This window comes from Stutzerimonas stutzeri, assembly GCF_024448895.1.
Classification (GTDB): Bacteria; Pseudomonadota; Gammaproteobacteria; order Pseudomonadales; family Pseudomonadaceae; genus Stutzerimonas; species Stutzerimonas stutzeri_Q.
This window is the reverse complement of record NZ_JAMOIC010000014.1, coordinates 104,570-130,657: the sequence shown is the minus strand read 5'-3', so window position 1 is coordinate 130,657 and position 26,088 is coordinate 104,570. Positions and strand designations below refer to the sequence as shown.

The window sequence follows — 26,088 nt, the reverse complement described above, 5'->3', positions numbered from 1 at the left end:
GGGCTTCTGTCCAGATACAAGCACTCTCGGCAGGCACCGTAAGAGCGATGCCCTCAACTATCGTCAGAGCCATCGCATGCAATCTCAGTAGCTCGTCGCGAATGGAGGTGATTCCACCCAGTTCCACCAAGCAGACGTCCAAGCGATCAACCAGCCGGAGCAGTTGAGAGGTGTCGAAGCTGTCGCGCAGGTTTTCCAACGCCACGGCGTCCACTTCGCCGTACGGTGTAAGGCGGAAGGATGCGGGAGGAATGTTGATCATGGCGTTTTCTCGGTATCTAGCTGGCTAGGTCTGATCACCCGCAGCGAGCCGGCAGCTTGTTGGAACACCGAGTCCTTGATCCAGGGCTCCGGTGGCCGGTTTAGCTTGAGGTTGAATTCGCCGAAGCGCTTGAGGTTGCTGGTCAGGTAGAGTGGTTGGGCCCCCTTCAGCATACATAGCGGAACTGGTGTAGACGACTAGCCCTGAGCTAGGCCTTGGGCTTTCAAGCAGCTCCAATGATCGGCACTGAAGTGCTAGGGAGCGGATTACTTCTAAAATTCTGGCTAACACGCTCACACTTAAAAACGCTTCTGGATATGCTGGAAAAAGGCAAGCCAAGCAGGCGAAAAATTGACACTAACTACTTTCAATACAATGGTTATTTCTTGGGATATAACTCTTCTAAAGATAATGCCGGTAAATACGGATTTGAAGAAAGCCCTGCTGAAATCAAGCAAAAAGTGAAAGAGCTTTTACTAATCTAGCTCGGTCGAACAAACTAGGTCTATTGCTCGTTGAGTGATCGTCTCTGAGCATTTTAACTGCTGCCGTTGCTGGCAGCCATGAGTCAAAAATTGCACTCAACGACAGGCAGCTTTTGGCCGAAAGCAGCCGTAGGTTGCTTTGAAGTGAGAACATCAAATGGATGTCATCACGGACGTCGTGATCAGCCTGTTACTCCATCGCGAGGCTTACGAACCCTAGGCTTCTAGCATCTTGTCGATTGCGGGATTCGCGCGGCTGGATGGCGTCGGTTGGAGCGAATACCCAGGGAGCGCTAGATCACTCCGAGCCCATGCTGTTCCATTCGGAATCTGATGGCCTCGACGGGATCAGAAGGTGGGATCGGATAGTGTTCGTCTTCATATTTCTCGATCAACGCTGCGAGCGCTTCTAGCGCATCACTCTCTGGCGTACCGATCGGGGCACCCCACAGTTGCTCCATAAGCGCCAAAGCGGTAGCTAGGTCGCCATCAGTACGAATCGGCTTGATCTTCATTAAAACTGCCTCGACATTAATGGATGCACTGTACCTGCATAAGCCAGGGCGCTAATTTTTAAACTAGGTGCTCCTGAAGAGGGCTGGATAACCTGATAGTCGCGCCGCTATGCAAAGCATAATATACGGCGCTTTGGGGTTAGCTAGTTAATGGAAATTATACAGGTCATTCGTCTTTTGCCAACCATCTGAGTCTCGCCCTACGGATATAGCTTGGGGAAACGCCTAGGCGCTCGGCTAAAATTCGGTCAGAGGTCAAACCAAACTCGGCTGCAATTTTAGCAGTGATTTTTGGATATGGTTTTTCAAACGCTTTTATTCCCAGCTCTTTTCGTTTGGATTTGATCGGGTAGTTACTAACTTTTAGCCTATCGGCTAACTCGTAGTCGGGCATAGTGCCAAGAAGCGCAATCGTTTGCTCGTTCCAAATTTCCTCAAGTGGTTGGAACTTAGGCCGGAGGGGTTTTGGCTCCGGAATACCAAACTCAGTTCGAGCCTCCTTAATGCTTTTTGCGGGAATACCGAGGTCTTTGGATAGGCTGTAGTCCGTCTGTACTGCCAGCCGCTCAATCAGCGATTGTGTAAGTTCTAGCTTGAAGCTGAATTCGGCGATACCGTTGGCCTTTCGATACCGGCGGACGGTAGTCGCTCCCACCCCAAACCTCCTCGCTATTTCGCGGTCGCTGAACTGGCCGACCTGGGCTTTCCAGTCGCTTTTACGCATGTGCATTTCCTCCATTTTGAGCAGGCGAGAAATTCACCGCTCTATGAGGTAGTGCTCAGAGCAAGTGCACCGATTCCAGTTCGATATGCCTAGGCACCGAAAATATTATCGAATAGTGAGCGGGCGGCCCTATGTCTAGTGCCTGGAGGGGGATGGCCTCGACTTTGGAAGCTGCAGCGCTTCCAACCCGCGCATGCGCGGAATCCGTGTGAGAATACTCGGCGTATCGACCTGGTTTTCCGCGCATGCGCGGAAAACCAGGTGTGGTGTCAGCCGATTCTGAAAAATCAGAACCAGCTTCTGGATTTCCATGGCATGCCCGAATTGGGGGACTTCGGCTTAGCACTATTAGCTAGTACTCACACGATAGGACTAGCTGATGTCGAACTCACTAAGCCAGCCAAGGGATGCCGGCTGCGAAACCACATTCAAAGAGCTGCTACAGCTGGCAGCAGGGTCCGGGCGTGACGTAACTGTCATAACAGAGATTCTGAAATTTATAGATGCTCATCCTCAGCTCATAGATTTTCCCCGAATAATCCAAGGGTTGTTAAACGCGCTGAATGAAATGGAAAAGCCGCCGGTTCTGTTCGTCGGTGATTTTGATCCCGTGGTCTGGCGGCATGAGTGTCACTGGATAATTTCTAATAGGAGCAATCCGCGGTTCATCTCAGCCCTGGGCCCTCGTTTTTTTTCCGGAGATGAGGCGCGCAGGCGTAATCCAATCATTGGACAGGGCGTCCAGGATTACGCTTTCCCGTATGCAATGTTATGGCATGAGCCGGCCGATGTTGATGGCGCGCCAGATTACTACCGGCTTGTAGGACAGCTACTGGTGGCGCATCAGGAGAGCTCTGGTGCATCGGACCTTCGCGGCCAGAAATACAATGCATATCTCAAGCTGCGTACGCTTTGCGCGAAGGAACTACTGACCGTCCCTGCAGAGCTAAATATTTGGTCTAGTCCAGCCATATTTATGCGGAGCTGCACAGTTTTCGATCCCAGTATTTCAGTCGACGTCCATGCTGATGCCTTTCCTGCTGTTACCCGGCTAGTTCGTTATTGCGGGGGCGATCAGCCACCTGAGCGTCGTGGTGGTGGTGGCAATCATCGAGGCAGGATGCCAGTCCGCTCCGGATTAGGTGTGGTAGTAAGTCAAGGGGTAACCAAGTTCCCTCTTGATGATCCGGACGATCCCGATCTACTGCCAGGCCATATTAGTTTTGTTGTTCCACGGTTAGACCATGATTTCGACGAAGAATTGCCCGACGGCGAAATCACTGCGCCAGATGAACTCTGTTTGATCGATACCGGCGGCGAAGTCAGGCCCTATGTCGCCGAGTTGCTCAGCCATCAGGGAATCCTCGCCCATATTGCCCGCGCTCGGCAGTTCTTACCGTTCGGATTCAACCTGCTGACGTTGCCCGAATTAGCAAATCTCCTGTTCAGCGTCACTGATGAATTTCTGCAGTGCCGGGAGCGGTTCCGCACAGCGCCACTGCCAGAGCAGGTAGGCATCCGTACGCGCATGGAGGCGCTACTCGCCCTACATCTCATGCTCTGGTTCGGCAGGTCACTTGAGGATTGCACAAAACTACAGATCTCTGAGGGCGGCGCGCGCCCGCGGGTGGCGTTTGAGCTTATACCTGCTAAAGACTTGGAGTCTGCTGAGTTCAGGTTTTTAATACCTACACCAGATTACGCTGCGGAGGAGCAACTGCCCCCTGAAACGGTTCGAAAGAGGGGGGCGGCAGTTTCAGTACCGGATATGGTGGGAGCCGCGACGTTAGTATTGGGAGTCAGAGCGCTGCCATCTACGACCGGAACGGCCGTATTTGCCGGGAAAGTTAAGAAAATTGAGAGCGAAGTTCGTGTCCTCTTGAAAGAATTGGGGGGAGGTGACCCGCGATATACAGTTCACAAGATTCGTTCCTATTTACATCGCCAAATAATCACCGATACACACGATGTGGTTGCGGCCACGATGTTGTCCGGGCTGCCTTGCCTGTCGGCTAATACTGCGCTTTATTACACCCAATACAGCGTTGATCACCTACGCAGCCTCTATTGTCATTCAGTGCGAAATGTATTAACCGCTATTTACGGCACAGTAGGTTTGGAGGCGCCAGTTACTAACGTCATTAGCTCTTCAGAGATGGCGGTTGGTGCCCGAAATTGTCTGAAACTTAGCGCTGTGAAAAACAATCTTGAAGCATTGCTCGCAGTGCTGCGCAAACGCCCACGAAAAGATATTCAAGAGCTGATTCATTGGCACAACTGCCTGACGCTCTGGACCATCCTCATGTTCCTAATGGCGACCGCGTGTCGAGCCATCCGCAACCCGCTAAAAGCAGTGGAAGAGTTCGAGCAACGAAGTGGCCACGGCGCACTGGGCGATAAAGGCGCAGATGACGGTCACATGAGCCGTCTGGTAGTGATGCCTGAGCTACTGCGTCGGCAGCTAGAGGCATACGACGCGCACTGCTGTGCAATTCGTGTGAAGTTCAAATACGGCCTACCTGCACAGACTCCTCCTAGGTCCGGTTTTTTCCTGTGGTTTGCTGATGACAATCGGCTGTACTACGAGGAAATCCGTCCGTCACATATCGACGCATATATGCGGCAGGTGGTTGGTTTTACACCCCATCCAGTGAACGGTTTCCGCAAGTTGCTGAGGACCGAGCTCGCAGAGCGTGGGTGCCCGCCTGAAACGCTTGCCGCATTCATGGGGCACTGGCTGCATGGCGAGGCGCCCCAAGAGTCGTTCTCAAGCTTTTGTCCTGGCGCTTATGTCCAGAGCCTCCATGCGTATTTATTGCCGCTGATGAGAGAGCTCGGTTGGATGGTTCGCAACAGCCACCTAGTTAAGGAGGCTAAATGACCATTTCGACCCTTTCTGAGGAAATGCTGTCAGCAATTTGGAGTCCTGAAAAATACGATCCAGAATGGAAGAGCGAATTTCTTCAGACGCTCAAGGAGCGCTGCAGAGACTCCAACAATGTCATCGGAGAATGGCTCTGCGGTAAACGTTCGCTGAGAAATTTTCCTGTCGAAAAGATGCGGGAGCTTGAGAATCAGCTTGAAAGCTCGACATTACGCAATGCACTGCGAGACGTAACAAGCCGGGCGCGGCGATTCAACCCGAGCCTGCCGCTTGCCCACATAGCGATCGACACGCGGCGTCCCGCAAATCCAATCAATCCCGACTTGTATACAGCAGAGAACATCTCAGCCAGTCGAGACGTGATCGATTCGCTGGAACGGGCGCTGAGACACGACCTGGAGCAACTCACCCCCCACTGCCGGGTTGGGCTACTCCTGCTGAGCGCCGCCTACTATGGCGCGCTGATGGACATCCCCCAGCTAAATGCGCTGACCCAGCTTGATGTAGGTCAGATTATTTGGGTATCTGGGATACCAGAGTTCCGGCTCAAGCTTTCAATCCGTGGGCAATCCGAGGCTGAGAGTAGGCAATGGTTCCCAGATCCGATGACACTGGCACTGTTGTCCCGTTGCGCTCCAGATCTAAGTGAATTGAGACCTTATCTGTCCAAGAGGGACGGAAAACTTCACTGTATTCAGGCGGCATTGGCCGTAGGTGGGGTAGATAATCAGAGCCAACCCGCGTCTCTCAGTCGACTGTTTGAGCTGCTGCGTATCAAGCGCCAAACGCAGCTACCGCAGCTGTTGATCAATTACACCACCAGATACGGTTACGTGACGCATTCTGTCTTGGCGGACTCATGGCTGCATCTGCAAGGTGACAGATCGTCTTCAAATCATGAACAAAAAAGCAAACGTAAAAAGCATCGGCTGGGTAGGCCCGAACAACGAGTTCCGGGATGGCTGACGACGTTATGTCGGCAGGTCCGTAGAGGACGGGTTTCGGTACTGGAGGTTGAGCAGGTACCTACGACGCTAGAAGAATTGATCACCGGTTGGGCATCGTTTCTGCTTCATGGCCGCTCGTTCTATGGCAACCCTTTGCAGTCCAAAACGGTTGCCAACTATGTTAGAGACGTCGGTATAGGATTGGACAATTTGCTGTCTGTTGGGTCGATTCTAGATGTTCCGCCGGACGCGTTAGAGGAGTTGTATGAAACGCTGCTGGAGGTACAACCCACGGCGCCAATGAGGAGAAACCTAGCCAAGGGCCTGCTGGAGTTTCATGGATACCTGCAAAACAGCTTCTCCTATCCACCAATCAGCCCCTATGCCGCATTGGGTATTGGGAAAACGCCTCAGTTCGTTGATGCCCAGATCATCAATGAAGAGCAATATCGTCAGGTGCTGCGAGACCTGGCCACAGGCCCGCTAAGCCATCGCTCACCGCGTATTGCTATGGTCGCGCAGGCTGTGGTGATTTTCGGATACCGACTGGGATTGCGGCGTAATGAGTCGCTGAAGTTGCTGCGCCGCGATCTGCAGTTACCGACGCTCTCTGCCGCACGTGCAGCTGCACTGCGTAGACGGCATCCGAACCTGAAGCCGCTATCGGCTGAGCAGCGAACCGCGCTCAACCTTCCCGCGGCTCTGCATATTCGCCCCCATTCTCAGCGTGCGCTCAAAACGCGCAACTCAACGCGTACGCTGCCACTCCATGTGTTGCTCGAGCCAGATGAGCTGCAGCTGATAGAGCGCCTGGCGCGGTTGCGTGATGACGAAGAGGAGAAAAGTCCATATTCGGAATTTCTGTTCTGTATCCCCGAGCTGCAGACACGATGGGTTTCCGAATCCACCTTGTTACCTGCAATTCATGCCTCCCTCCGCCGGGTTACAAGATGCTCCGATATGCACTACCACCACCTGCGGCACTCGGCTGCAACCTGGCTCACCTTCAAGCTGGCCGCCACAGCGTTAGGGGCATGCGAGAACGCTCGACTTCTCTTCGGTGAGCAATCTCAGACGATGGCGTGGTTGCTGGATGCAGAAAGGTTAAATAATGCGTTTTTCCATTCCCGGAAAGCCGCCACCCGCCGTGTAATCCATATCACCAGCGCTGTGCTCGGCCATGCGAGCCCCAAGACGTCGCTGCTGCACTATGTGCACTGCATGTCTTGGCTATCGGCGTTGTGCTGGCAATGGGAGCCCAAGTTTTGGCCCCCTGGCCATGTCATCGCAAAAATTGCCGGGGTCAGCCTGCCAAGTAAGCCAGAAGATTTGGCTGCGCCAGGGTTGCCAGCTGAGATCCGCCATATGCGGCGCATCATCGGTCGTATCGGGGTATACAAACGCAGTAAACGTCGCAAAGTCAGCTACCCGATGAGCCCCATAGAATCGAATGGCGAAGGGAGGGCTCTGACAAGGATGAATGACATCTCGTCCATGCTCGCATACCAAGCGTACGCGGAAGCATCAGGACAGTCGGTCAACATGGACTGGGTGGAGTTTTCCGATGCGGATCGATCGGCCATGCTGGAGCGGGCAAGGTATATCCGTCAGCTTGGTAAGCACCGCCTTAGCGGTTCGGCGACTTGCGACCCGAACGGTAAAGTTGAGCTGGTGCCCAGGCCGCCCAGACACGGAGGTTTAGCTGGCGTAGCTGCCTACGCTGACCGGCTCTACCGATTGCTTGACGGCAGATATAAGGCAAAAACTAACAGGGTTCTGGATGACTTCGTCGAGCGCTGCTGGGCGAGCGATACCACGCTGCGATTCCACTCTGGGCAGGATGAGCAGAGCGTTCGAGAGTACCTATGGGTGCTGTCTGAGCTGCGCATTCCTTCTGCCGATATTGAGTTCATCATTTACGATGAGCGCACACCCAAGCGAACCAAAAGCCTTTGGCGAAAAGTGTTACGGAAGCCCCGTTTGAAGTTTATAGAGCAGGTGCCCGAGAACAGGCTTGTTGAGAATATGCACCTCGGGATCCGCGCTAGGCTACGCCTTACAGGTGCGGGTTTCACTGATCAGGAAAGGAACCATCATTCCGGCGCAGCATTGCGCTACCTCTTTCTGATGACTTCGATCGACTGGCATTTCCGAGCATGAAAGGGTGGGCATTCAGCCCTCCGGATCATCCTGCAGTTCCAGCAAATCGCCCACCTGGCAGTTCAGGTACTGGCAGATCGTTTCTAGGTCCTTGAGCTCCACCCGCTGCGCGGTCTCGTGATAGAGCCGCGTGAGGGTTCCGCGATTCATCCCTGTGTCCCTGACTACGTCACTGATTTTCAGCTTCCGCTCGCCCAGTAAGCGAGATAAATGGCACTTGACCATTCTAATCTCCGAAAAATGATCTTCAGAAGATCATTTTGCCCTTGCAAAGCTCAAAATGAGCGTTATATTGATCTGCAGGAGATCATTATGAGTTTTCAGAAGCTCATAAGAATCCGCTGACGTTCAATTTAGCAGAGAGGGCATAGCCATGTCTCACACATACCTGACTACCGAAGAGTTGGCCACGCGCATGAAGTACGACGCGCGCACCATCCGTAATCGCTTGAAAGATTCAGTCCTGCTCGAGGGGATCCACTACTTCCGCCCCTTTGGCGGCCGCAAGATCCTTTTCATCTGGGAAGCCGTCGAAGAAGACATGCAGAAATTCTCGCGGACTTCCGGGCTGGTTCCTATGGCCGGCGGGGGCATCTGCCATGGGTAAGATTCGTGCCCGCGCCGACAACGAGAAGTTGTTCTTTGACTTCACCTACCTGGATCAGCGCTGCCGCGAGCAGACCACGCTGCCTGATACGCCCGCTAACCGGAAAAAGCTCGAGAAGATCCTGGAGCGCATCGAAGCGGAAATTACCCTTGGGAGCTTCGACTACGCCACCTACTTCCCCCAAAGCAGCAAAGTGCTAGAGATCAGTCGGCTGCAGGCTGGCTGTGCATCGCTGAAAACACCACTGTTCAAGGATTTTGCAGAACTGTGGTTTGAGGAGATGAGGGTCGAATGGCGTGATACGCACGCCAAAACCGTGCGCCTTACCCTTGATAAGCATTTGCTGCCTGAGTTCGCTAAGAAAGAGGTCAGCGCCATCACCAAAGCAGAACTTCTGTCATTCCGCTCGGCACTCGGCAAAGTCCCCGGGCAGAAAGGTCAGAGTCTGACAGCGACGCGAATCAACCACATCATGACGCCATTGCGCATGATCCTTAGTGAGGCAGCTGACCGCTTCGAGTTTACCTCGCCATACCTCAACATCAAATCACTGAAAGTCCCCAAGACAGACGTGGAGCCCTTCACTCTGGATGAGGTGCTGCAGATCCTCGGCACAGTGCGTGACGATTTCCGCAACTACTACACGGTGCGTTTCTTCACCGGCATGCGGACGGCCGAAATTGATGGTTTGCAGTGGAAGTACGTCGACTTTCAGCGGCGGCAGATTTTGATCCGTGAGACCTGGGTGGGCGGCAAGCTCGACTACACCAAGAACGACGGTTCGCAGCGTGAGATCGATATGTCCGAGCCGGTTTATCAGGCGCTCATCGGCCATCGCGAGAAAACCGGCAGTGGGCAGTTCGTCTTCTGCACCCGCGAAGGTACGCCGCACGCATACCGCAACATCAACGACCGGGTTTGGTACCCGCTGCTGCGGCACCTGGGGTTGCGGCGGCGGCGCCCCTACCAAACTCGTCATACAGCCGCGACCCTGTGGTTGGCGGCTGGTGAAAACCCGGAGTGGATCGCCCGGCAGATGGGGCATACCACCACCGAGATGCTGTTCCGTGTCTATTCGCGCTATGTGCCCAACCTGACCCGCCGTGATGGCAGTGCCTTCGACAACCTGATCAAAGCCAATCTCAAGGCCTGAGGAGTTCCATCATGAAACTGATCAAATGCGACAACGTGACCCCTCTGCATCCATCTATGGAGGCCCGCGAGCATAAGTACCTCAAGCATCTGGCTTCAGCTATGAGTCACTACCTTGAGAACCCCCATGGCACCGAGCTTATCTGCGTCCTCGGCTCCGGCTACGAGAAGGATAACCGGCATGCCCTCGAGACCTGGGTCGCCTACCACCGCAACGAAGTGTTCGAAAAGCGCCTGGAGGGCCGTAGCCCGCTGGACTTTCTGATCGAGAAGCTTGAAAGCTTATTGGCTAACTAAGTGCAGAAGGGGCCGAAAGGCCCCTTCATTGTTCTCCCCCTGGCAGCGGCGAGCGTGATCCATTCACCCGCCGAGCTGCGTTTGGATCAACGGTTCCACTGTCGGCAAAGCGCAACTTGAACATCCAGTCAGGCAGTTAAAGACCCGGATCAGCGTATTGGTTACTATCCAAGGCGCGAACCAGAGCACATTTTTTCTCCTGCCCGTTGATGGGCAATAGGGAGGTCGGGAGTACAGGGACAGTGGTAAAGAAGCAGTGCGTATTGGCCAGCTGGGTTGGCGGGAATGATCTCAAGGCAGTTGCAGGTGCTGAGGCAGGCCCGATTCTGGCGACGCTGAACACGGTGTCCTTCGATAGCGTCGAACTGCTCTGCTCATACCCCTCCGAGCTAGTGGAGCCCTACCTGGCCTGGCTGCGCCAGCAGGTCGATGTACCCATCACCGCGCATTACTTTTTCCTGTCTTCCCCCGTTCATTTCGGCGAGATCTACCAGGCCGCCAGTCAGCATTTAAAGCGGCTGAATACTTCCGCCAATCAGCTCTCCATTCTGCTCAGCCCTGGCGGTTCGCTATGAAGGGCATGCTTAGGCCAGCGGCTCTGCTCAGCCTAGGTTGGAGTAAGTGCAACGACTTCGGCTGCTCAGAAATTTCAGTCGCTTATGCTGGAGGGAGTAACGGTTACCGATATAAGGAGCGCGGTATGATACTGGAAAATGGGCACACTGAATTCTTCCCCGGGCGGTCTGGCAGGCTAGGCGTTACCTTGTGTAGAGGATGGGAATCGCCATATGGAACCGGCTTGGTCCTGCCGTTCAGTCTGACATCAGTAGAGCCTGGGCAGGACAGATGCTCTAGCCGTTCGCAGCTTTGGCGTGATGCGGATGGAGATTTATGGATGATCTCCTATCTCGAAGGGCCGTGCGAGTGGCTGGGCTGCTTTATGGGGCAAGACGTCAAGAGTGCTCAGGAGGCGCTTAGGGCTAACCGGGCGCGTGAGCTGCAGCCCCTTGATGCATACAGGATTCTGGCTGCAACAGATGGTCTCCCACGAGAGGAGATCGAGATCTTAGTGAAGGAAAAAGTTCGGTCAGCAGAATTTGAATGGGGGTACTTAGATTCACAGTTTTTATGGGGACGTGGGGAGCAAGAATTTTACCAAGTGTACAAATTTCGCGACGGATCAGCGCTGCGAGTCACTCACCCGGCTAGCGTGTTTTATGTGGGAATGAAGGTCATTGAGGCCTATATGGCGCCTAACCATAAGTAGGCCTATTGTGTCGGTTGGTGACGGCGGGGCTGGTCTCAAATAGGCCAGCCACCAGCATAGCTTCCACAGCCCGCTGGATCAGGTCTCGCGCTCCTTGGCGCAGCAGGTCGGTCAATGGCTTATTCATGGCGGCGTATCTGGCTGATTTGTTTGGCGACTAACAATCAACCAGATACGCCGCTTTTTTCAATTCCTCAAACACTACATTCAGTTATAACTCGTGCCGGGCGCATATACGTACAGCTGTAATCTTGCGTGTTATGCGGATTCATGTTTAATTACCCCTTGGGAGAATGGCGATGAAGATTGAATCGCCCCGGATTTCTTAGACACTTCCCAGGCTCAGTAAATGTCGCTTCTCAAACTCTACTGGTGACAGCTGGTTGTTGAAACCGTGTCGGCGTTTTGGGTTGTAAAACATCTCGATGTAGTCGAACACATCAGCGCGTGCGTCCTGCCTGGTGCTATAGATTTTTCGCCTGATCCGTTCCCGCTTCAGCAGCTGGAAAAAGCTTTCCGCTACTGCGTTGTCATGGCAATTGCCGCGCCGACACATGCTGCCAAGCAAGTTGTTGGCTTTCAGGAAGCTCTGCCAGTCGCCGCTGCTGAACTGGCTCCCCTGATCTGAGTGAATCATCACTTCCTGCTTTGGCTTACGCCGCCAAACTGCCATCAGCAACGCATCAATAGCCAGGTCGCTGGTCATCTGCGGTTTCATTGACCAACCGATTACCTGCCGCGAGAACAGATCGAGCACCACCGCCAAATACAACCAGCCCTCATAGGTGCGGATGAAGGTGATGTCCGTGACCCAGACCTTGTTGGGTTCGGTGACATTGAATCGGCGCTCCAGATGATTCGGTGAAGCCGCTGGAGGCTTACCACCATAGCGGCCCGGTCGGCGACGATACCCTGTCTGTGAGCGCAGCCCTTCCAAGCGCATCAGTCGAGCAACACGATGCTTGCCGCATGCTTCTCCAGGCTCACGCAGGTCGTCGTGGATTTTGCGGTAGCCGTACACACCGCCGCTCTCTAGCCACGCGTGCTTAATCAGTCCAAGCAGGCGTTGATCATCCTTGGCTCGTGCCGACTTCGGTTCAGCCAGCCACGCGTAGTAACCACTGGCATGTACTTTCAGCGTCAGGCACAGGCGGCGAACCGAATAGTCAGCGGATAGCTGGTTGATGAAGGCGTACTTCAGCCGCACTCCTTGGCAAAGTACGCGGCGGCCTTTTTTAGGATGTCTCGCTCTTCGGTCACGCGCTTGAGTTCGGTACGAAGACGACGCAGCTCAGCTTGCTGATCGTCCTCTTGCGCGCGCCGCTCTTGGGGCTTGCTGTAGCGCTTAACCCAGGCATACAGGCTGTGGGTCGACATGCCCAAACGAGCAGCTACCTCCGCCACTGGCAGACCTCGTTCGGTCACCTGTTTGACTGCTTCGATTTTGAATTATTCGGGATAACGCGGGTTGCTCATGACTCCTCCTAGTGGGCCGTATTATGAGGCCTGGAGGTGTCTACGAAACTAGGGGCGATTCAGATTATGTTCAGCTGTCTTATCACTTGCTGCGTTTTCCATGGTCTGGATCGGGAGCTACGTTTGTGGGGTAAGGGCTGAGCTTCTGAATTCGGCTGAGTGCAGCGCGGCTGTTTTGAGCGTATGTGCGTCGCGCGATGAGCTAGTGCTCGTGCAGGTGGCAAGGGATGGCACTCCGTCAGAGGATGCGGCACGGTATAGGCACAGAATTGGCACAGCCCGAAATACAGCCAAAAACGGTGGCCAGGGCAGTGCTCGTCGCGTCTGACGGCCGACATCGGGAGGTTCGTGCAGGAGTGGGCCAGCACGAGATTTGAATCGGCTTGAGCTTTATAAAAAAGTTTATAAAACAAAGAGATATGGCGCACCAGGCGGGATTCGAACCCACGACCCCCGCCTTCGGAGGGCGGTACTCTATCCAGCTGAGCTACTGGTGCGCATGTGTTGCGGCGGTCTATTTGACCATTAGCTGACACCCTTCTCAACTCGGTGAGTATTGCCTTCGGAGGGCAGTACTCTATCCAGCTGAGCTACTGGTGCGTTGCGGGGCGCAATCATACGCATGTCGTCTGCGGTCGTCCATGGCGCATCGGCGGCTGCGTGGCAGACGGAGCGGGGCGTCGGACGGCCGTCCCGCCGGTCATCAGGCTGAGCTATGGCGCGTTAATTTTTCCGAACATGGTGTTGCCTGTTTATTGGCGGAAAGCCTAGCATTCGTTCGAGATTTCAAACGCCCAATTATGCAGCAGGAACCCCGAGGCCTTCCCTCGTTCTGACCTAGGTCAGGCGGATTCCACTGCCAATTGCCCACAACGGCCTCAGGGCCGTGGCTCATTTTCCGGCGCCGTGCCGGCTCTCAGGAGACTGCCATGCAACTCAAAGACACCAAGCTGTTCCGCCAGCAGGCTTATATCGACGGAGCCTGGCAGGACGCGGACAGCGGCCAGACCATCAAGGTCAACAACCCGGCCAGCAACGAGATCCTTGGCACCGTGCCGAAAATGGGCGCTGCCGAGACGCGCCGCGCCATCGAGGCTGCCGAGCGCGCGCTGCCGGCCTGGCGTGATCTGACCGCCAAGGAGCGTTCGCAGAAGCTGCGCCGTTGGTTCGAACTGATGATGGAAAACCAGGACGATCTGGGTCGTCTGATGACGCTGGAGCAGGGAAAGCCGCTGGCCGAGTCGAAGGGCGAGATCGCCTATGCCGCCTCTTTTATCGAGTGGTTCGCCGAGGAAGCCAAGCGCATCTATGGCGACACCATCCCTGGGCATCAGAAAGACAAGCGCATCATCGTCATCAAGCAGCCGATTGGCGTGACCGCGGCCATCACACCGTGGAATTTCCCTGCAGCGATGATCACCCGCAAGGCGGGCCCGGCGCTCGCGGCGGGCTGCACCATGGTGCTCAAACCCGCCAGCCAGACGCCATTCTCGGCGCTGGCCTTGGCCGAGTTGGCCGAGCGCGCCGGAATTCCGAAAGGTGTCTTCAGCGTGATCACCGGTTCGGCCGGCGATATCGGCGACGAACTGACCGCCAACCCGACCGTGCGCAAACTTAGCTTCACCGGCTCCACCGAAGTCGGCGCCAAGCTGATGGCCCAGTGCGCGCCGGGCATCAAGAAGCTCTCGCTGGAACTGGGCGGCAATGCGCCCTTTCTGGTGTTCGACGATGCCGACCTCGACGAAGCGGTAAAGGGTGCCATGCAGTCCAAGTACCGCAATGCCGGGCAGACCTGCGTCTGCGTCAATCGCATCTATGTGCAGGATTCGGTCTATGACGCGTTCGCCGAGAAATTCCAGGCAGCGGTGGCCAAGCTCAAGGTCGGCAACGGCTTGGACGAAGGCGTCGATATCGGCCCGCTGATCGACGACCGCGCGGCCGCCAAGGTGCGCGAGCACATCGAAGACGCGGTGGCCAATGGCGCCAAGGTCCTCACCGGGGGCAAGGCCCACCAAATGGGCGGCAGCTATTTCGAGCCGACCCTGATGGTCAACGTCCCGCACGATGCCAAGGTGGCGAAGGAAGAGACCTTCGGCCCGCTGGCGCCGCTGTTCCGCTTCAAGGACGAGGCCGAGGGCATTGCCCTGGCCAACGATACCGAGTTCGGATTGGCCGCCTACTTTTATGCGCGTGATTTGGGCCGAGTGTTCCGCGTCGCCGAGGCCATCGAGTCGGGGATGATCGGCGTCAACACCGGCATGATTTCCACCGAGGTGGCGCCGTTTGGTGGGGTGAAGTCCTCCGGTCTGGGACGCGAAGGCTCCAAGTACGGCATTGAGGATTACCTCGAGATCAAGTACCTCTGCCTCGGGCTGTAATGCGCTGAACTACGAGGAGCCGGTTCCCCCTGGGGGCCGGCTCCTTTTTTATGCCTGCCGTTTTGGTCATTCAATAAGCGGCCAGTCGGCAATCCCAAGCTGGGTCCGCTGCCGTCACCTTGGTGCTGCAGAAGGGCGATATAGCCCCTTCCCCGGTTATGCCAGCAACGCTACCTAGCTTATGGCGCTTGCTAGGGTCATTGATTATTGCCAGTCTCTCGACATGCGGAAATGACTCTACTATTCTGCTGTGCGAAACAAGATTCCGTGAAATAACAACTCTAATCATCATTTCACAAGCGGAGGCCTGCCATGACGGACGCCGTAAGGCTCGAAATTCAGGGCGAGATCGCTCTGATAACGGTCAACAACCCACCGGTCAATGCCCTCGGCCAGGCGGTGCGTGAAGGCCTGCTGAAGGCCTTTCAGCACGCCGAAGCGGACCAGCAGGCCCGTGCCGTGGCGCTGGTGTGCGAGGGCAATACCTTTATTGCTGGCGCTGACATCAAGGAGTTCGGCAAGCCCCCGCAAGCGCCGAGCCTGCCGGAGGTGATCGAGGTCATCGAAGGCTGCAGCAAGCCGAGCGTAGCGGTGATCCATGGCACTGCGCTGGGCGGCGGACTTGAAGTCGCGCTGGGTTGTCATTACCGGATCGCCCGCAAGGACGCCAAGGTCGGCCTGCCGGAAGTGAAGCTGGGTCTGTTACCCGGTGCCGGTGGTACCCAGCGGCTGCCGCGTCTGGCCGGTGTCGAGAAGGCGCTGGACATGATTGTCAGCGGCACTCCCATCGGTGCGGCGGAGGCGGTCGAGCATCACATCGTCGACGAGCTGTTCGAAGGTGAGCTGACGGGCGCCGGCCTGGCTTATGCGCGTCGGCTCGTAGACGAAGGCCGCGGCCCGCGCCGCACGGGCGAACAGACCCACGGGCTCGAAGGCGCCGACAACGAGGCACTGATCCGCGCCAAGCACGCCGAGGTGGCCAAGCGAATGCCTGGGCTGTTCTCGCCGCTGCGTTGCATCGCGGCGGTCGAGGCCGCGACAAAGCTGCCGCTGACCGAGGGCCTCAAGCGTGAGCGCGAACTCTTCGCCGAGTGCCTGAACTCGCCACAACGCGGCGCACTCATCCATTCTTTCTTTTCAGAACGCCAGGCGGGCAAGATCAATGATCTGCCTTCCGACGTGAAGCCGCGCACGATCAAGACAGCAGCGGTGATCGGTGGCGGCACCATGGGTGTCGGCATCGCGCTGAGCTTCGCCAATGCTGGGGTTCCGGTGAAGCTGCTGGAAATAAATGACGAAGCGCTGCAACGCGGTTTGCAGCGTGCCCGAGATACCTATGCAGCCAGCGTCAAGCGCGGCAGCCTGACCGAGGAGGCGATGGAGAAGCGCCTCGCGCTGGTCGAAGGCGTAACCGAGCACGCCGCGCTGGCCGATGCCGATGTGGTGGTCGAGGCGGTGTTCGAGGAAATGGGCGTCAAGCAGCAGGTGTTCGAACAGCTGGATGCGGTATGCAAGCCCGGCGCGATTCTCGCTTCCAACACCTCATCGCTGGATCTGGACGCTATCGCCGCCTTCACCAAACGACCGGGAGACGTGGTCGGCCTGCACTTTTTCAGTCCGGCCAACGTCATGCGCCTGCTGGAAGTGGTGCGCGGCGAGAAGACCAGCAATGAGGTGCTCGCCACCGCCATGGCCATCGGCAAGCAGCTGAAGAAGGTTTCGGTTGTTGTGGGTGTCTGCGACGGCTTCGTCGGCAACCGCATGGTCTTCCAGTACGGCCGCGAGGCGGAATTCCTCCTGGAGGAGGGTGCCACGCCACAACAGGTCGACGGTGCGCTACGTAATTTCGGCATGGCCATGGGGCCGTTCGCCATGCGCGATCTGTCGGGCCTCGACATCGGCCAGGCGATCCGCAAGCGCCAGCGCGCAACCCTGCCGGCGCACCTGGATTTCCCCACCGTGTCCGACAAGCTCTGCGCCGCCGGCATGCTGGGCCAGAAGACCGGCGCCGGCTACTACCGCTACGAGCCGGGCAACCGAACGCCGCTGGAGAACCCTGAACTCACGCCTATGCTGGAAGCTGCATCACAAGAGAAAGGCATCGAGCGAAAGGCGCTGGACGAGCAGTACATCGTCGGACGCTGCATCTTTGCGCTGGTCAACGAGGGCGCGAAGATTCTCGAAGAGGGCATCGCCCAGCGCTCCAGCGACATCGACGTCATCTACCTCAACGGCTACGGCTTCCCGGCCTTCCACGGCGGGCCGATGTTCTATGCCGACAGCGTTGGCCTGGACACCGTGCTGGCGCGGGTCAAGGAGCTGCACGCACGTTGCGGCGACTGGTGGAAACCGGCGCCACTGCTGGAAAAACTGGCCGCCGAAGGCCGCACCTTCACCGAATGGCAGGCCGGGCAATGAGCACCGCCCGCCTGCACTCTGCCGATCGGATATCGAGGATTCATCCATGAACGTCAACTACACGGCCGAAGAGCTCGCCTTCCGCGATGAAGTGCGCGCCTTCCTGACAAACGAGCTGCCGGCGGACATCGCCGCCAAGGTCAAGCTCGGCAAGCACATGTCCAAGCAGGATCACGAGCGCTGGCAGCAGATCCTGGTCAAGCGCGGCTGGTACGCGCCGGGCTGGCCGGTGGAGCTGGGCGGCACCACCTGGGGCCCGGTCGAGAAGCACATCTTCGACGAGGAATGCGCCCAGTTCGGCGCACCGCGGACCGTGCCGTTCGGCGTCAACATGGTCGCCCCGGTAATCATCAAGTTCGGCAGCCAGCAGCAGAAGGACCACTACCTGCCGCGCATCCTCTCCGGTGAAGACTGGTGGTGCCAGGGCTACTCCGAACCCGGCGCCGGTTCCGATCTGGCCAGCCTGAAGACCCGCGCCGTGCGCGATGGCGACCACTACGTGGTCAACGGCCAGAAGACCTGGACCACCCTCGGCCAGCACGCCAACATGATCTTCTGCCTGGTGCGCACCGACCCTGAAGCCCAGCAGCAGCGCGGCATCAGCTTCCTGTTGATCGACATGAAGAGCCCGGGCATCAGCGTGCGGCCGATCATCACCCTGGACGGCGACCACGAGGTCAACGAAGTCTTCTTCGACAACGTGCGCGTGCCGGTGGAAAACCTCGTCGGCGAGGAAAACCAGGGCTGGACCTGCGCCAAATACCTGCTGACCCACGAGCGCACCGGCCTGGCCGGCATCGGCGCCTCCAAGGCTGCGCTGGCGCATCTGAAGCGCATCGCCATGAAGGAAGTCTGCGACGGCAAACCGATGCTCGAAGACCCATTGTTCCGCGCTCAGGTTGCGGAGGTCGAAATGCAGCTGATGGCCATCGAGATGAGCACCCTCCGCATTCTTGCGGCCGCGAAGGAAGGGGGCGTGCCTGGCGCCGAATCCTCGATCCTCAAGGTCAAGGGCACCGAGATCCGCCAGGCCATCACCAGCCTGCTGCGCAAGGTCATCGGCCCGTACGCGCTGCCGTTCCTTGAAGAGGAAATGCAGCTGGACTACGAAGGCGACCTCTTGCACGCCGACTACAGCGCGTCGCTGGCAGGCGACTACTTCAACATGCGCAAGCTGTCGATCTTCGGCGGCTCCAACGAAATCCAGAAGAACATCGTCTCGAAGATGATTCTCGAGCTGTAAGGGGGCACCGCAATGGACTTCAAACTGACTGAAGAGCAGCAAATGCTGCAAGACACCGCGGCGCGTCTGGTGCGCGACGCCTACCCGTTCGAGCAGCGCGAGAAATTCAGCGAGTCGGAACTGGGCTTTTCTGCCGAGTTCTGGGGCCAGCTGGGCGAGCTGGGCCTGACTGCCGTGCCGTTTGAGGAAGAGATAGGCGGCTTTGGCGGCGGCGGTGTGGAAATCATGCTGGTGATGACTGAGCTGGGCCGCGGCCTGACGCTGGAGCCTTACCTGCAATCGGTCATCTTCGGCGGCGGATTGCTCAATCAGCTGGGCAGCGACGCGCAAATAGCAGACTTGCTGCCGCAGGTCGCGGCCGGCTCGCTGCAGTTGGCGGTGGCTTTCGACGAGCCGCAAAGCCACTACAACCTGCACGATGTACAGACCGAAGCTGAAGCGGTCGACGGCGGTTATCGCCTGTCCGGGCGAAAGGCCGTGGTAATCGGCGGACACAGCGCCGGTAAGATCATCGTCTCCGCGCGCAGTTCAGGTGATAGCCGCGATGAGGCCGGCATCAGCTTGTTCCTGGTCGATCCGAACTCTCAAGGTGTCAGTCGCCGCGTCTTCCCGACCATCGATGGGCGTAAGGGCTGCGAGCTATTCCTCGACAACGTGCAGGTGGGTGCTGACGCCGTGCTTGGCGAAATCGGCAATGCACTACCCGCGCTGCGCTACCAGCAGGGCCGGGCTATCGCCGCGCAGTGCGCCGATGCGCTGGGCAGCATGGACGAAGCCTGCAAGCTGACCCTGGATTACCTGAAGACGCGCAAGCAATTCGGCGTGCCGATCGGCAAGTTCCAGGTGCTGCAGCACCGCATGGTGGACATGCAGACCGAGCTGGAGCAGGCCACCAGCATGGCGATCCTCGCCGCGACCTTCGCCGACGGCGAAGACAACGACGACCGCCGCCGCATCATCGCCGCCGCCAAATACATCTGCGCCCGCGCCGCACGCAAGGTGGCCGAGGAAGCCATCCAGCTGCACGGCGGCATCGGCATGACCTGGGAGTACAACCTCGCCCACCACGCCAAACGTCTGGTGATGATCGCCCACCAGTTTGGGGACGATGATCATCATTTGAAGGCCTATGCGAAGTTGATGCAGGTGGCGTAACGCGCTCGCCACACCACGACCGGGCCCCTTGGCCCGGTTCTCTTTTATAGAGATAGATGCGCAGTGCTTAGCCGACCGCCAGCAGGTGTGGCGGAGGGAGTTCTGATCTTATGTAGGCTGGCTCAGCTCACGAAAGACTTCAATCGCGAGCTTTGCGCACGCCTTCGCTAAGCTCCCTGCACAAACCCAACACGCCCTCGACTGCCTGCTCGGACGTTTCGGCATTCGCAATCTGATCGATCAGCGCCGAGCCGACCACCACACCATCTGCCAGTCGGGCGATGGCTGCCGCCTGGTCCGGGGTGCGGATGCCGAAGCCGATGCACAGCGGCAGATCGGTGTGGCGCTTGAGGCGTGCTACGGCTTCTTCGACGTGTTCCAGCGTGGCCGAGCCTGCACCGGTCACACCGGCCACCGAGACGTAATAGACGAAGCCCGAGCTGCCGTTGAGCACGGTAGGCAGGCGCTTGTCGTCGGTGGTCGGCGTCGTCAGGCGGATGAAGTCGATCCCCGCGGCCTGGGCCGGGTCGCAGAGGTCTTCGTTATGTTCCGGCGGCAGGTCGACCACGATCAGGCCGTCGACGCCGGCTTCAACGGCCTCGGCGAGGAAGCGCTCGACGCCCATCTTGTGGATGGGGTTGAAGTAGCCCATCAGCACCAGCGGGGTGGTCTGGTTGCCCTCGCGGAACTCACGAACCATCTGCAGGGTTTTCGCCAGGTCCTGCTTGGCCGCCAGAGCGCGGATGTTTGCCAGCTGGATCGCCGGGCCGTCGGCCATCGGGTCGGTGAAGGGCATGCCCAGTTCGATGATGTCGGCACCGGCGTCCGGCAGGCCCTTGAGGATGGCCAGCGAGGTGGCGTAGTCCGGGTCGCCGCCGGTGACGAAGGTCACCAGGGCCGCACGGTTTTCCTGTTTCAGCTGCTCGAAGCGCGTCTGCAAACGGCTCATATATGTTCTTCCTGTTCGTCGTAGTGGTGCATGACGGTCTGCATGTCCTTGTCCCCGCGGCCGGAGAGGTTGATCACCATCAGGTGATCCTTTGGCAGGGTCGGTGCCCGCTTGAAGACCTCTGCCAGCGCGTGGGCGCTTTCCAGGGCCGGGATGATGCCTTCCAGACGGCAGCACTTGTGGAACGCAGCGAGGGCTTCGTCGTCGGTCACCGAGGTGTATTCGACGCGGCCGATGTCATGCAACCAGGCGTGTTCCGGGCCGATGCCGGGGTAATCGAGGCCGGCGGAAATCGAGTGGGCGTCGATGATCTGACCGTCGTCGTCCTGCAGCAGGAAGGTGCGGTTGCCGTGCAGCACGCCCGGCACGCCGCCGTTGAGGCTCGCGGCATGCTTGCCGGATTCGATGCCGTGGCCGGCTGCTTCGACACCAATGATCTTGACGTTTTTATCGTCGAGGAAGGGGTGGAACAGCCCCATGGCGTTGGAGCCACCGCCGATGCAGGCAACCAGCGAGTCGGGCAGGCGACCTTCCTGAGCCATCATCTGGTCGCGGGTTTCCTTGCCGATCACGGCCTGGAAGTCGCGGACCATGGCCGGGTAGGGGTGCGGGCCGGCGACGGTGCCGATCAGGTAGAAGGTGTCGTGGATGTTGGTCACCCAGTCGCGCAGGGCTTCGTTCATCGCGTCTTTCAGGGTGCCAGTGCCGGCGGTAACCGGGATCACCGTGGCGCCGAGCAGCTTCATGCGGAAGACGTTGGCCTGCTGACGCTCGATGTCGGTGGTGCCCATGTAGATCACGCACTGCATGCCGAAGCGTGCGGCCACGGTGGCAGTGGCCACACCGTGCATGCCGGCGCCGGTCTCGGCGATGATTCGCTGCTTGCCCATGCGCCGCGCCAGGAGGATCTGGCCGATGCAATTGTTGATCTTGTGCGCGCCGGTGTGATTCAGCTCTTCGCGCTTGAGATAGATCTTCGCGCCGCCGCAGAACTCGGTCAGGCGCTCAGCGTAATAGAGCGGGGAAGGGCGGCCGACGTAGTCGCGCTGGAAGTAGGCGAGCTCCTTGGCGAACTCGGGATCGGTCTTGGCTTTTTCGTACTCGGCTGCGAGCTCGTGAATGAGCGGCATCAGAGTTTCGGCGACGTACTGACCGCCGAAGTGGCCAAACAGGCCCTTGGCATCAGGGCCGCTGCGGAATGAGGTCATGGTCATCTCCTGCGGGAGTAGGTGGCGGCAATCCATTCAAGGGAAAGGATCGCGCGATGGGCCGAAAATTAACCGACTCTGGCCTGGATAAAAAGCGATAAGATCGCCGTAACCTGTCAGGAAAACTCACTGATGAGCAAAGATCTCCCTCCCCTCAACGCCTTGCGCGCCTTCGAAGCGGCTGCGCGGCTGCAGAGCGTAAGCCAAGCGGCGTCGGAACTCAGCGTGACCCACGGTGCCGTCAGTCGGCAGATCCGGCTGCTCGAAGACGATCTTGGCGTGGCGCTGTTCAGCAAAGAGGGACGCGGCGTAAAACTCACCGATGCGGGACTGCGCCTGCGCGATGCTGCTGGTGAAGCTTTCGACCGGCTGCGTGCGTGCTGCGCCGAGCTGCGCCAGCAGACAGTGGATGCGCCCTTCGTACTGGGCTGTCCCGGCAGTCTGCTGGCGCGCTGGTTCATCCCGCGGCTCGACCGGCTCAATCGCGAGCTGCCGGAGCTGCGCCTGCAGCTGTCGGCCAGCGAGGGTGAACTGGACCCGAGGCGGCCCGGGCTGGATGCCACCCTGTTGTATGCCGAGCCGCCCTGGCCGTCTGATATGCAGGTTTACGAACTCGCCAGCGAAAGCATCGGCCCGGTGCTCAGTCCGCATCACCCTCATTGTGCTGCGCTGCACCAGGCGCCGGCTTCGGCATTGCTTGGCGAAGCGTTGCTGTACACCGCATCCAGGCCACAAGCGTGGCCAGCCTGGGCAAAGGGCAACGGCCTGGAGCCGGACGCACTGCGCATGGGCCAGGGCTTCGAACATCTCTATTTCTTGCTGGAGGCGGCACTTGCCGGGCTGGGCGTAGCCATTGCTCCGCATCAGCTAGTCGCCGATGACCTGCGCCAGGGGCGTTTGCTCGCGCCCTGGGGCTTTGTCGAAACGGGCGCGCGACTGGCGCTCTGGGTGCCGTCCCGCCGGACTGACCGCCGTGCCGAACGCCTGGCTGACTGGTTGCGCCAGCAATTGGCCTGATCCGGCGGCGGTCGCGGCGCAATGCTGCCAGTCTTAAGCGTACCCGGCAGCCGATGGGTGGTCGTGCCGCCTGTCTGGCGCCACTAAAACGACACTACGCTTGCCGATACAGTTCTTACGTCCATAACGGTCCCGCGCATCGGCGTCTGGACTGTCTGCAGTCGTTCGAGGAGAACAGTGATGGTCCAGAACAAGCGTGTGTGCCTTGGTGTTTTTGCGATGCTTGCTATTGGGGCTGGGGAGGTTGCAGCCAAGCCCAGCGCAGCGGTTGGCGCTTCGCTCAAGGCCGGCCGGCCCTTTGTCGAAGGGGAAATACTGGTGCAGTTCAAGCCGGGCGCGACCGAGGCGGCCAAGAGTGCCGCGTTGAACAAGCAGGGTGCGAAGGCTGCCCAGAAGCTGCTGGACAAGGCGGCTAGAAAAGATGCCAAGGGCGATCTGGTCCAGGCGACGCTTGGCAAAGGCAAAAAGGTAGATGCTGCGCTCATCGCACAACTTGCCGCCGACCCAGCCGTAGATTTTGTCGAGCCGAACTGGACCTACAGCACGCAGCTAGCCAACCCGAACGACCCTGGCATCAACATGCTTTGGGGTATGCAAGGCGCCACGACATCACCGGCGTCGCCATACGGCAGTGGTGCGCTCGCGGCGTGGAACGCCGGTGCGCTGTGCTCGAGCAAGGTGCACATCGGCATCATCGACGAAGGCGTAATGACGACGCATGGTGATCTGCGCGCCAACATCTGGATCAATCCAGGCGAGGGCTCCCGTGCCGATCGTAAGGACAACGATCGCAACGGATTCGTGGACGATATTCATGGCTGGGACTTTGCCGCCAATAACGCCAGCGTCTACGACGGCCTTGCGGATGATCACGGTACACACGTGGCGGGAACGGTCGCAGCGGTTGCCAACAACGGTGCCGGTGTGTTCGGCGTTTGCCCGACCGCCAAGCTGATCACCGCGAAATTTCTCGGGGCCAACGGTGGCACAACGGCTGGCGCGGTTAAGGCGATCAACTACCTGACGCAGCTGAAACTGGCCAAGAAGATCGACCTAGTCGCGACGAACAACTCATGGGGCGGCGGCGGGTATTCCCAAGCGCTTCAAGACGCCATCCAGGCCGCTGGCAATGCAAATATCTTGTTCATCGCAGCGGCTGGTAACAGCGGCCTCAACATAGACAGTACCCCGAGCTACCCGGCGAGCTACAACTTGCCGAACGTAATATCAGTGGGGGCGATCGATCAGAATGGTCGTCGCGCGAGCTTCTCGAACTACGGTGTGAACAGTGTTCACATCGCGGCACCAGGCGTGAGCATCATATCCACGGTGCCTACGATAAGTGGGGCCGGTTACGCCTACATGAGCGGCACGTCCATGGCTGCGCCCCACGTTGCTGGTGCGGCTGCGCTCTACGCATCGCTTAACCCTTGCGCTACCAGCGCGCAGATTCGCGAAGCGCTGCTGCGAACGGCCGTTCAGGACCCTCAGCTGACTGGGGCGGTCCAGCAGAACAGACGGCTCGACGCTTCCAAAATCCGTCGTGAGCTTGCCTGCACCGCACCTTGAGCCAATAACCGCAACTGTTGCCGCGCAGGCCTAACTGGCCAGCGCGGTTTCGGTATTGGACTCGGTCTTCTTCGCAACTTTTTCGGTCGCATAGCCTTGCGGGTTGCGGCTCTGCCATCTCCAGGCATCGCCGAGCATTGTCAGCAGCCCTTTCTCTGCCTCCCAGCCCAATTCTTCGCGCGCTTTCGTCGTGTCCGACCAGCATTGTGCGATGTCGCCGGGACGGCGGGCCTTGTAGATATGCGGCAGCGGTCGTCCGATGACTTCTTCGAAGGCCGTGACCATCTGGCGTACCGAATAGCCACGCCCTGTGCCTAGGTTCCACGTGGAAACACCGTGAACCTGTTCGAGGCGTTCAAGTGCCTTGAGATGACCCTTGGCGAGGTCGACCACGTGGATGTAGTCGCGCACGCCGGTGCCGTCAGGTGTCGGATAGTCGGCGCCGTAGACATTGAGATGCTTGCGACGACCGACTGCAACCTGAAGCATGTAGGGCAGCAGATTGTTCGGAATGCCGTTGGGGTCTTCACCGATCAGCCCGGACTCGTGAGCACCGATCGGGTTGAAATAGCGCAGCAGCGCGATAGACCAGCGCGGGTCGGACTCAGCTAGCCCCTTGAGTACGTTCTCGGCCATTAGTTTGGATTGGCCGTAGGGGTTGGTCGGTATACCTGTCGGGCAGTTTTCCGTGATCGGCATGCGTGGAGACTCGCCATACACGGTCGCCGAGGAGCTGAAGACCAGCTTGAAAATTCCGGCTTCGGCCATCGCCTGGCATAGCGCGATGCTGCCGCTGACGTTGGTTTCGTAGTAGCGCAACGGTTCGCGCACGCTTTCACCCACCGCCTTGAGGCCGGCGAAGTGCAGCACTGCGGTCACCGGATAGGAGGCAAACAGCGCATTGAGCAGCGAACGGTTACGCACATCGCCTTTGACGAATTGCACCTTGCGCCCGGCAAGTTGCTCCACTCGATCAAGCGCGACCTTGGAACTGTTGCAAAGGTTGTCGAGGACCAAGACTTCGTGCCCTGCCGTCAGCAGTTCCAGCACTGCGTGGGAGCCGATGTAACCCGCTCCACCCGTTACCAGAATCATGTGTCTACCTCGCATAACAATTTTTTCGACGCGCAAAGAGACTGCGGCTGGCCGTTTGAGCTCGGTCGCTGCGTACATCTCCAGGGTTAGGGTCGGCGAATCGGAGCGTGCTTACTGCGGGAGCACGGGGTTCCGATGCCGGGATAAAACTGGCGTCCTGTGATACGGACGAGGAAAGGTGTGAGCAAGTTCCAGCGAAACGGTAGTCAGCCGATGACCGACCACCATGGGCCTATAGGGAACCTTGTCTGGCGCCACACCGTCCATAGCCGGCGGATGG

The 26,088-nt window shown here is 58.4% G+C and carries 22 protein-coding genes, 1 tRNA gene and 1 pseudogene; 14 read left to right on the top strand and 10 right to left on the bottom strand.

Annotated features, from left to right (window positions below):
* Both tnpC and NA619_RS17000 read right to left on the bottom strand, forming a co-directional pair.
* On the bottom strand, positions 1-262 hold a 262-nt coding region (tnpC, locus tag NA619_RS17005; RefSeq protein WP_255963026.1), incomplete at its 3' end, for a Tn3 family transposase post-transcriptional regulator TnpC.
* Entirely contained in the window at positions 259-435 is a 177-nt protein-coding gene (locus tag NA619_RS17000) for a hypothetical protein (protein WP_003292677.1), read from the bottom strand. The genes NA619_RS17000 and tnpC, both read right to left, overlap by 4 nt.
* Before the next feature lie 63 nt (positions 436-498).
* Between NA619_RS17000 and NA619_RS16995 the strand changes: the two genes are divergently transcribed.
* Positions 499-747 carry a hypothetical protein gene (locus tag NA619_RS16995; protein ID WP_101153433.1) on the top strand — a complete coding sequence of 83 codons (249 nt, stop codon included), beginning with the start codon at positions 499-501 and terminating at the stop codon, positions 745-747.
* Between the two features lie 305 nt (positions 748-1,052).
* On the opposite strand, the pseudogene NA619_RS16990 reads toward NA619_RS16995, so the two are convergent.
* A pseudogene (locus NA619_RS16990) lies at positions 1,053-1,262 on the bottom strand (helix-turn-helix domain-containing protein); the annotation flags it as partial.
* Between the two features lie 166 nt (positions 1,263-1,428).
* Positions 1,429-1,986 carry a hypothetical protein gene (locus NA619_RS16985; RefSeq protein WP_023444708.1) on the bottom strand — a complete coding sequence of 186 codons (558 nt, stop codon included), beginning with the start codon at positions 1,984-1,986 and terminating at the stop codon, positions 1,429-1,431.
* A 379-nt stretch (positions 1,987-2,365) separates the two neighbouring features.
* On the opposite strand from NA619_RS16985, the gene NA619_RS16980 reads away from it, so the two are divergent.
* Both NA619_RS16980 and NA619_RS16975 read left to right on the top strand, forming a co-directional pair.
* On the top strand, positions 2,366-4,867 hold the full coding sequence (locus NA619_RS16980) for a site-specific integrase (protein WP_081262847.1): 2,502 nt from the start codon (positions 2,366-2,368) through the stop codon (positions 4,865-4,867).
* On the top strand, positions 4,864-7,977 hold the full coding sequence (locus NA619_RS16975; protein WP_023444705.1) for a site-specific integrase: 3,114 nt from the start codon (positions 4,864-4,866) through the stop codon (positions 7,975-7,977). Before NA619_RS16980 ends, NA619_RS16975 begins: the two co-directional genes overlap by 4 nt.
* A gap of 12 nt (positions 7,978-7,989) precedes the next feature.
* Here NA619_RS16975 and NA619_RS16970 read toward each other — a convergent pair whose 3' ends face one another.
* A complete protein-coding gene (locus tag NA619_RS16970) occupies positions 7,990-8,202 on the bottom strand; it encodes a helix-turn-helix domain-containing protein (protein ID WP_019341961.1) in 213 nt (70 codons plus the stop codon).
* A gap of 148 nt (positions 8,203-8,350) precedes the next feature.
* Between NA619_RS16970 and NA619_RS16965 the strand changes: the two genes are divergently transcribed.
* The 5 genes from NA619_RS16965 (at position 8,351) to NA619_RS16945 (ending at position 11,300) form a co-directional block, all read left to right on the top strand.
* A complete protein-coding gene (locus tag NA619_RS16965; protein ID WP_019341962.1) occupies positions 8,351-8,584 on the top strand; it encodes a hypothetical protein in 234 nt (77 codons plus the stop codon).
* Positions 8,577-9,737 carry an Arm DNA-binding domain-containing protein gene (locus tag NA619_RS16960; RefSeq protein ID WP_023444704.1) on the top strand — a complete coding sequence of 387 codons (1,161 nt, stop codon included), beginning with the start codon at positions 8,577-8,579 and terminating at the stop codon, positions 9,735-9,737. The genes NA619_RS16965 and NA619_RS16960 overlap by 8 nt, the downstream gene beginning before the upstream one ends.
* A gap of 11 nt (positions 9,738-9,748) precedes the next feature.
* Positions 9,749-10,033, top strand: a complete 285-nt coding sequence (locus NA619_RS16955) for a hypothetical protein (RefSeq protein ID WP_023444221.1) — start codon at positions 9,749-9,751, stop codon at positions 10,031-10,033.
* Between the two features lie 242 nt (positions 10,034-10,275).
* Positions 10,276-10,608 carry a hypothetical protein gene (locus NA619_RS16950; RefSeq protein WP_231108010.1) on the top strand — a complete coding sequence of 111 codons (333 nt, stop codon included), beginning with the start codon at positions 10,276-10,278 and terminating at the stop codon, positions 10,606-10,608.
* Positions 10,609-10,928: 320 nt separating this feature from the next.
* Positions 10,929-11,300, top strand: a complete 372-nt coding sequence (locus NA619_RS16945) for a hypothetical protein (RefSeq protein ID WP_023444219.1) — start codon at positions 10,929-10,931, stop codon at positions 11,298-11,300.
* A gap of 325 nt (positions 11,301-11,625) precedes the next feature.
* Here NA619_RS16945 and NA619_RS16940 read toward each other — a convergent pair.
* Together NA619_RS16940 and NA619_RS16935 are read right to left on the bottom strand one after the other, a co-directional pair.
* Positions 11,626-12,743, bottom strand: a protein-coding gene (locus NA619_RS16940) for an IS3 family transposase (RefSeq protein WP_231108049.1) whose coding sequence is annotated in 2 segments (ribosomal slippage) — positions 11,626-12,539 and positions 12,539-12,743 — 1,119 coding nt in all. Because the reading frame shifts where the segments join, the coding sequence is not laid out codon by codon here.
* Positions 12,744-13,196: 453 nt separating this feature from the next.
* Positions 13,197-13,273, bottom strand: a tRNA-Arg gene (locus NA619_RS16935).
* A gap of 432 nt (positions 13,274-13,705) precedes the next feature.
* On the opposite strand from NA619_RS16935, the gene gabD reads away from it, so the two are divergent.
* From gabD to NA619_RS16915, 4 genes are all read left to right on the top strand, one after another.
* Positions 13,706-15,154 (top strand): NADP-dependent succinate-semialdehyde dehydrogenase, encoded by a 1,449-nt coding sequence (gabD, locus tag NA619_RS16930; RefSeq protein ID WP_255963025.1) that lies wholly within the window; start codon positions 13,706-13,708, stop codon positions 15,152-15,154.
* 312 nt (positions 15,155-15,466) lie between these two features.
* A complete protein-coding gene (locus tag NA619_RS16925) occupies positions 15,467-17,572 on the top strand; it encodes a 3-hydroxyacyl-CoA dehydrogenase NAD-binding domain-containing protein (RefSeq protein WP_255963024.1) in 2,106 nt (701 codons plus the stop codon).
* 46 nt (positions 17,573-17,618) lie between these two features.
* The gene (locus tag NA619_RS16920) at positions 17,619-18,815 is read left to right on the top strand and encodes an acyl-CoA dehydrogenase family protein (protein WP_255963023.1); all 1,197 of its coding nucleotides are present in this window, start codon (positions 17,619-17,621) and stop codon (positions 18,813-18,815) included.
* Between the two features lie 12 nt (positions 18,816-18,827).
* Positions 18,828-19,970 (top strand): acyl-CoA dehydrogenase family protein, encoded by a 1,143-nt coding sequence (locus tag NA619_RS16915; RefSeq protein ID WP_255963022.1) that lies wholly within the window; start codon positions 18,828-18,830, stop codon positions 19,968-19,970.
* Positions 19,971-20,109: 139 nt separating this feature from the next.
* Here the strand turns inward: NA619_RS16915 and trpA are convergent, their stop codons facing one another.
* Together trpA and trpB are read right to left on the bottom strand one after the other, a co-directional pair.
* Positions 20,110-20,919: a tryptophan synthase subunit alpha gene (gene trpA, locus NA619_RS16910; protein WP_255963021.1), complete on the bottom strand. Its 810-nt coding sequence runs from the start codon at positions 20,917-20,919 to the stop codon at positions 20,110-20,112.
* A complete protein-coding gene (trpB, locus tag NA619_RS16905) occupies positions 20,916-22,133 on the bottom strand; it encodes a tryptophan synthase subunit beta (protein WP_272891805.1) in 1,218 nt (405 codons plus the stop codon). Before trpB ends, trpA begins: the two co-directional genes overlap by 4 nt.
* Before the next feature lie 126 nt (positions 22,134-22,259).
* Between trpB and NA619_RS16900 the strand changes: the two genes are divergently transcribed.
* Complete coding sequence (locus tag NA619_RS16900) at positions 22,260-23,144, top strand: LysR family transcriptional regulator (RefSeq protein WP_255963019.1); 885 nt, start codon at positions 22,260-22,262, stop codon at positions 23,142-23,144.
* A 180-nt stretch (positions 23,145-23,324) separates the two neighbouring features.
* Positions 23,325-24,713 carry a S8 family peptidase gene (locus NA619_RS16895; RefSeq protein ID WP_255963018.1) on the top strand — a complete coding sequence of 463 codons (1,389 nt, stop codon included), beginning with the start codon at positions 23,325-23,327 and terminating at the stop codon, positions 24,711-24,713.
* Between the two features lie 30 nt (positions 24,714-24,743).
* Here NA619_RS16895 and galE read toward each other — a convergent pair whose 3' ends face one another.
* On the bottom strand, positions 24,744-25,808 hold the full coding sequence (gene galE, locus NA619_RS16890; protein ID WP_255963017.1) for a UDP-glucose 4-epimerase GalE: 1,065 nt from the start codon (positions 25,806-25,808) through the stop codon (positions 24,744-24,746).
* Positions 25,809-26,088: the final 280 nt, after the last annotated feature.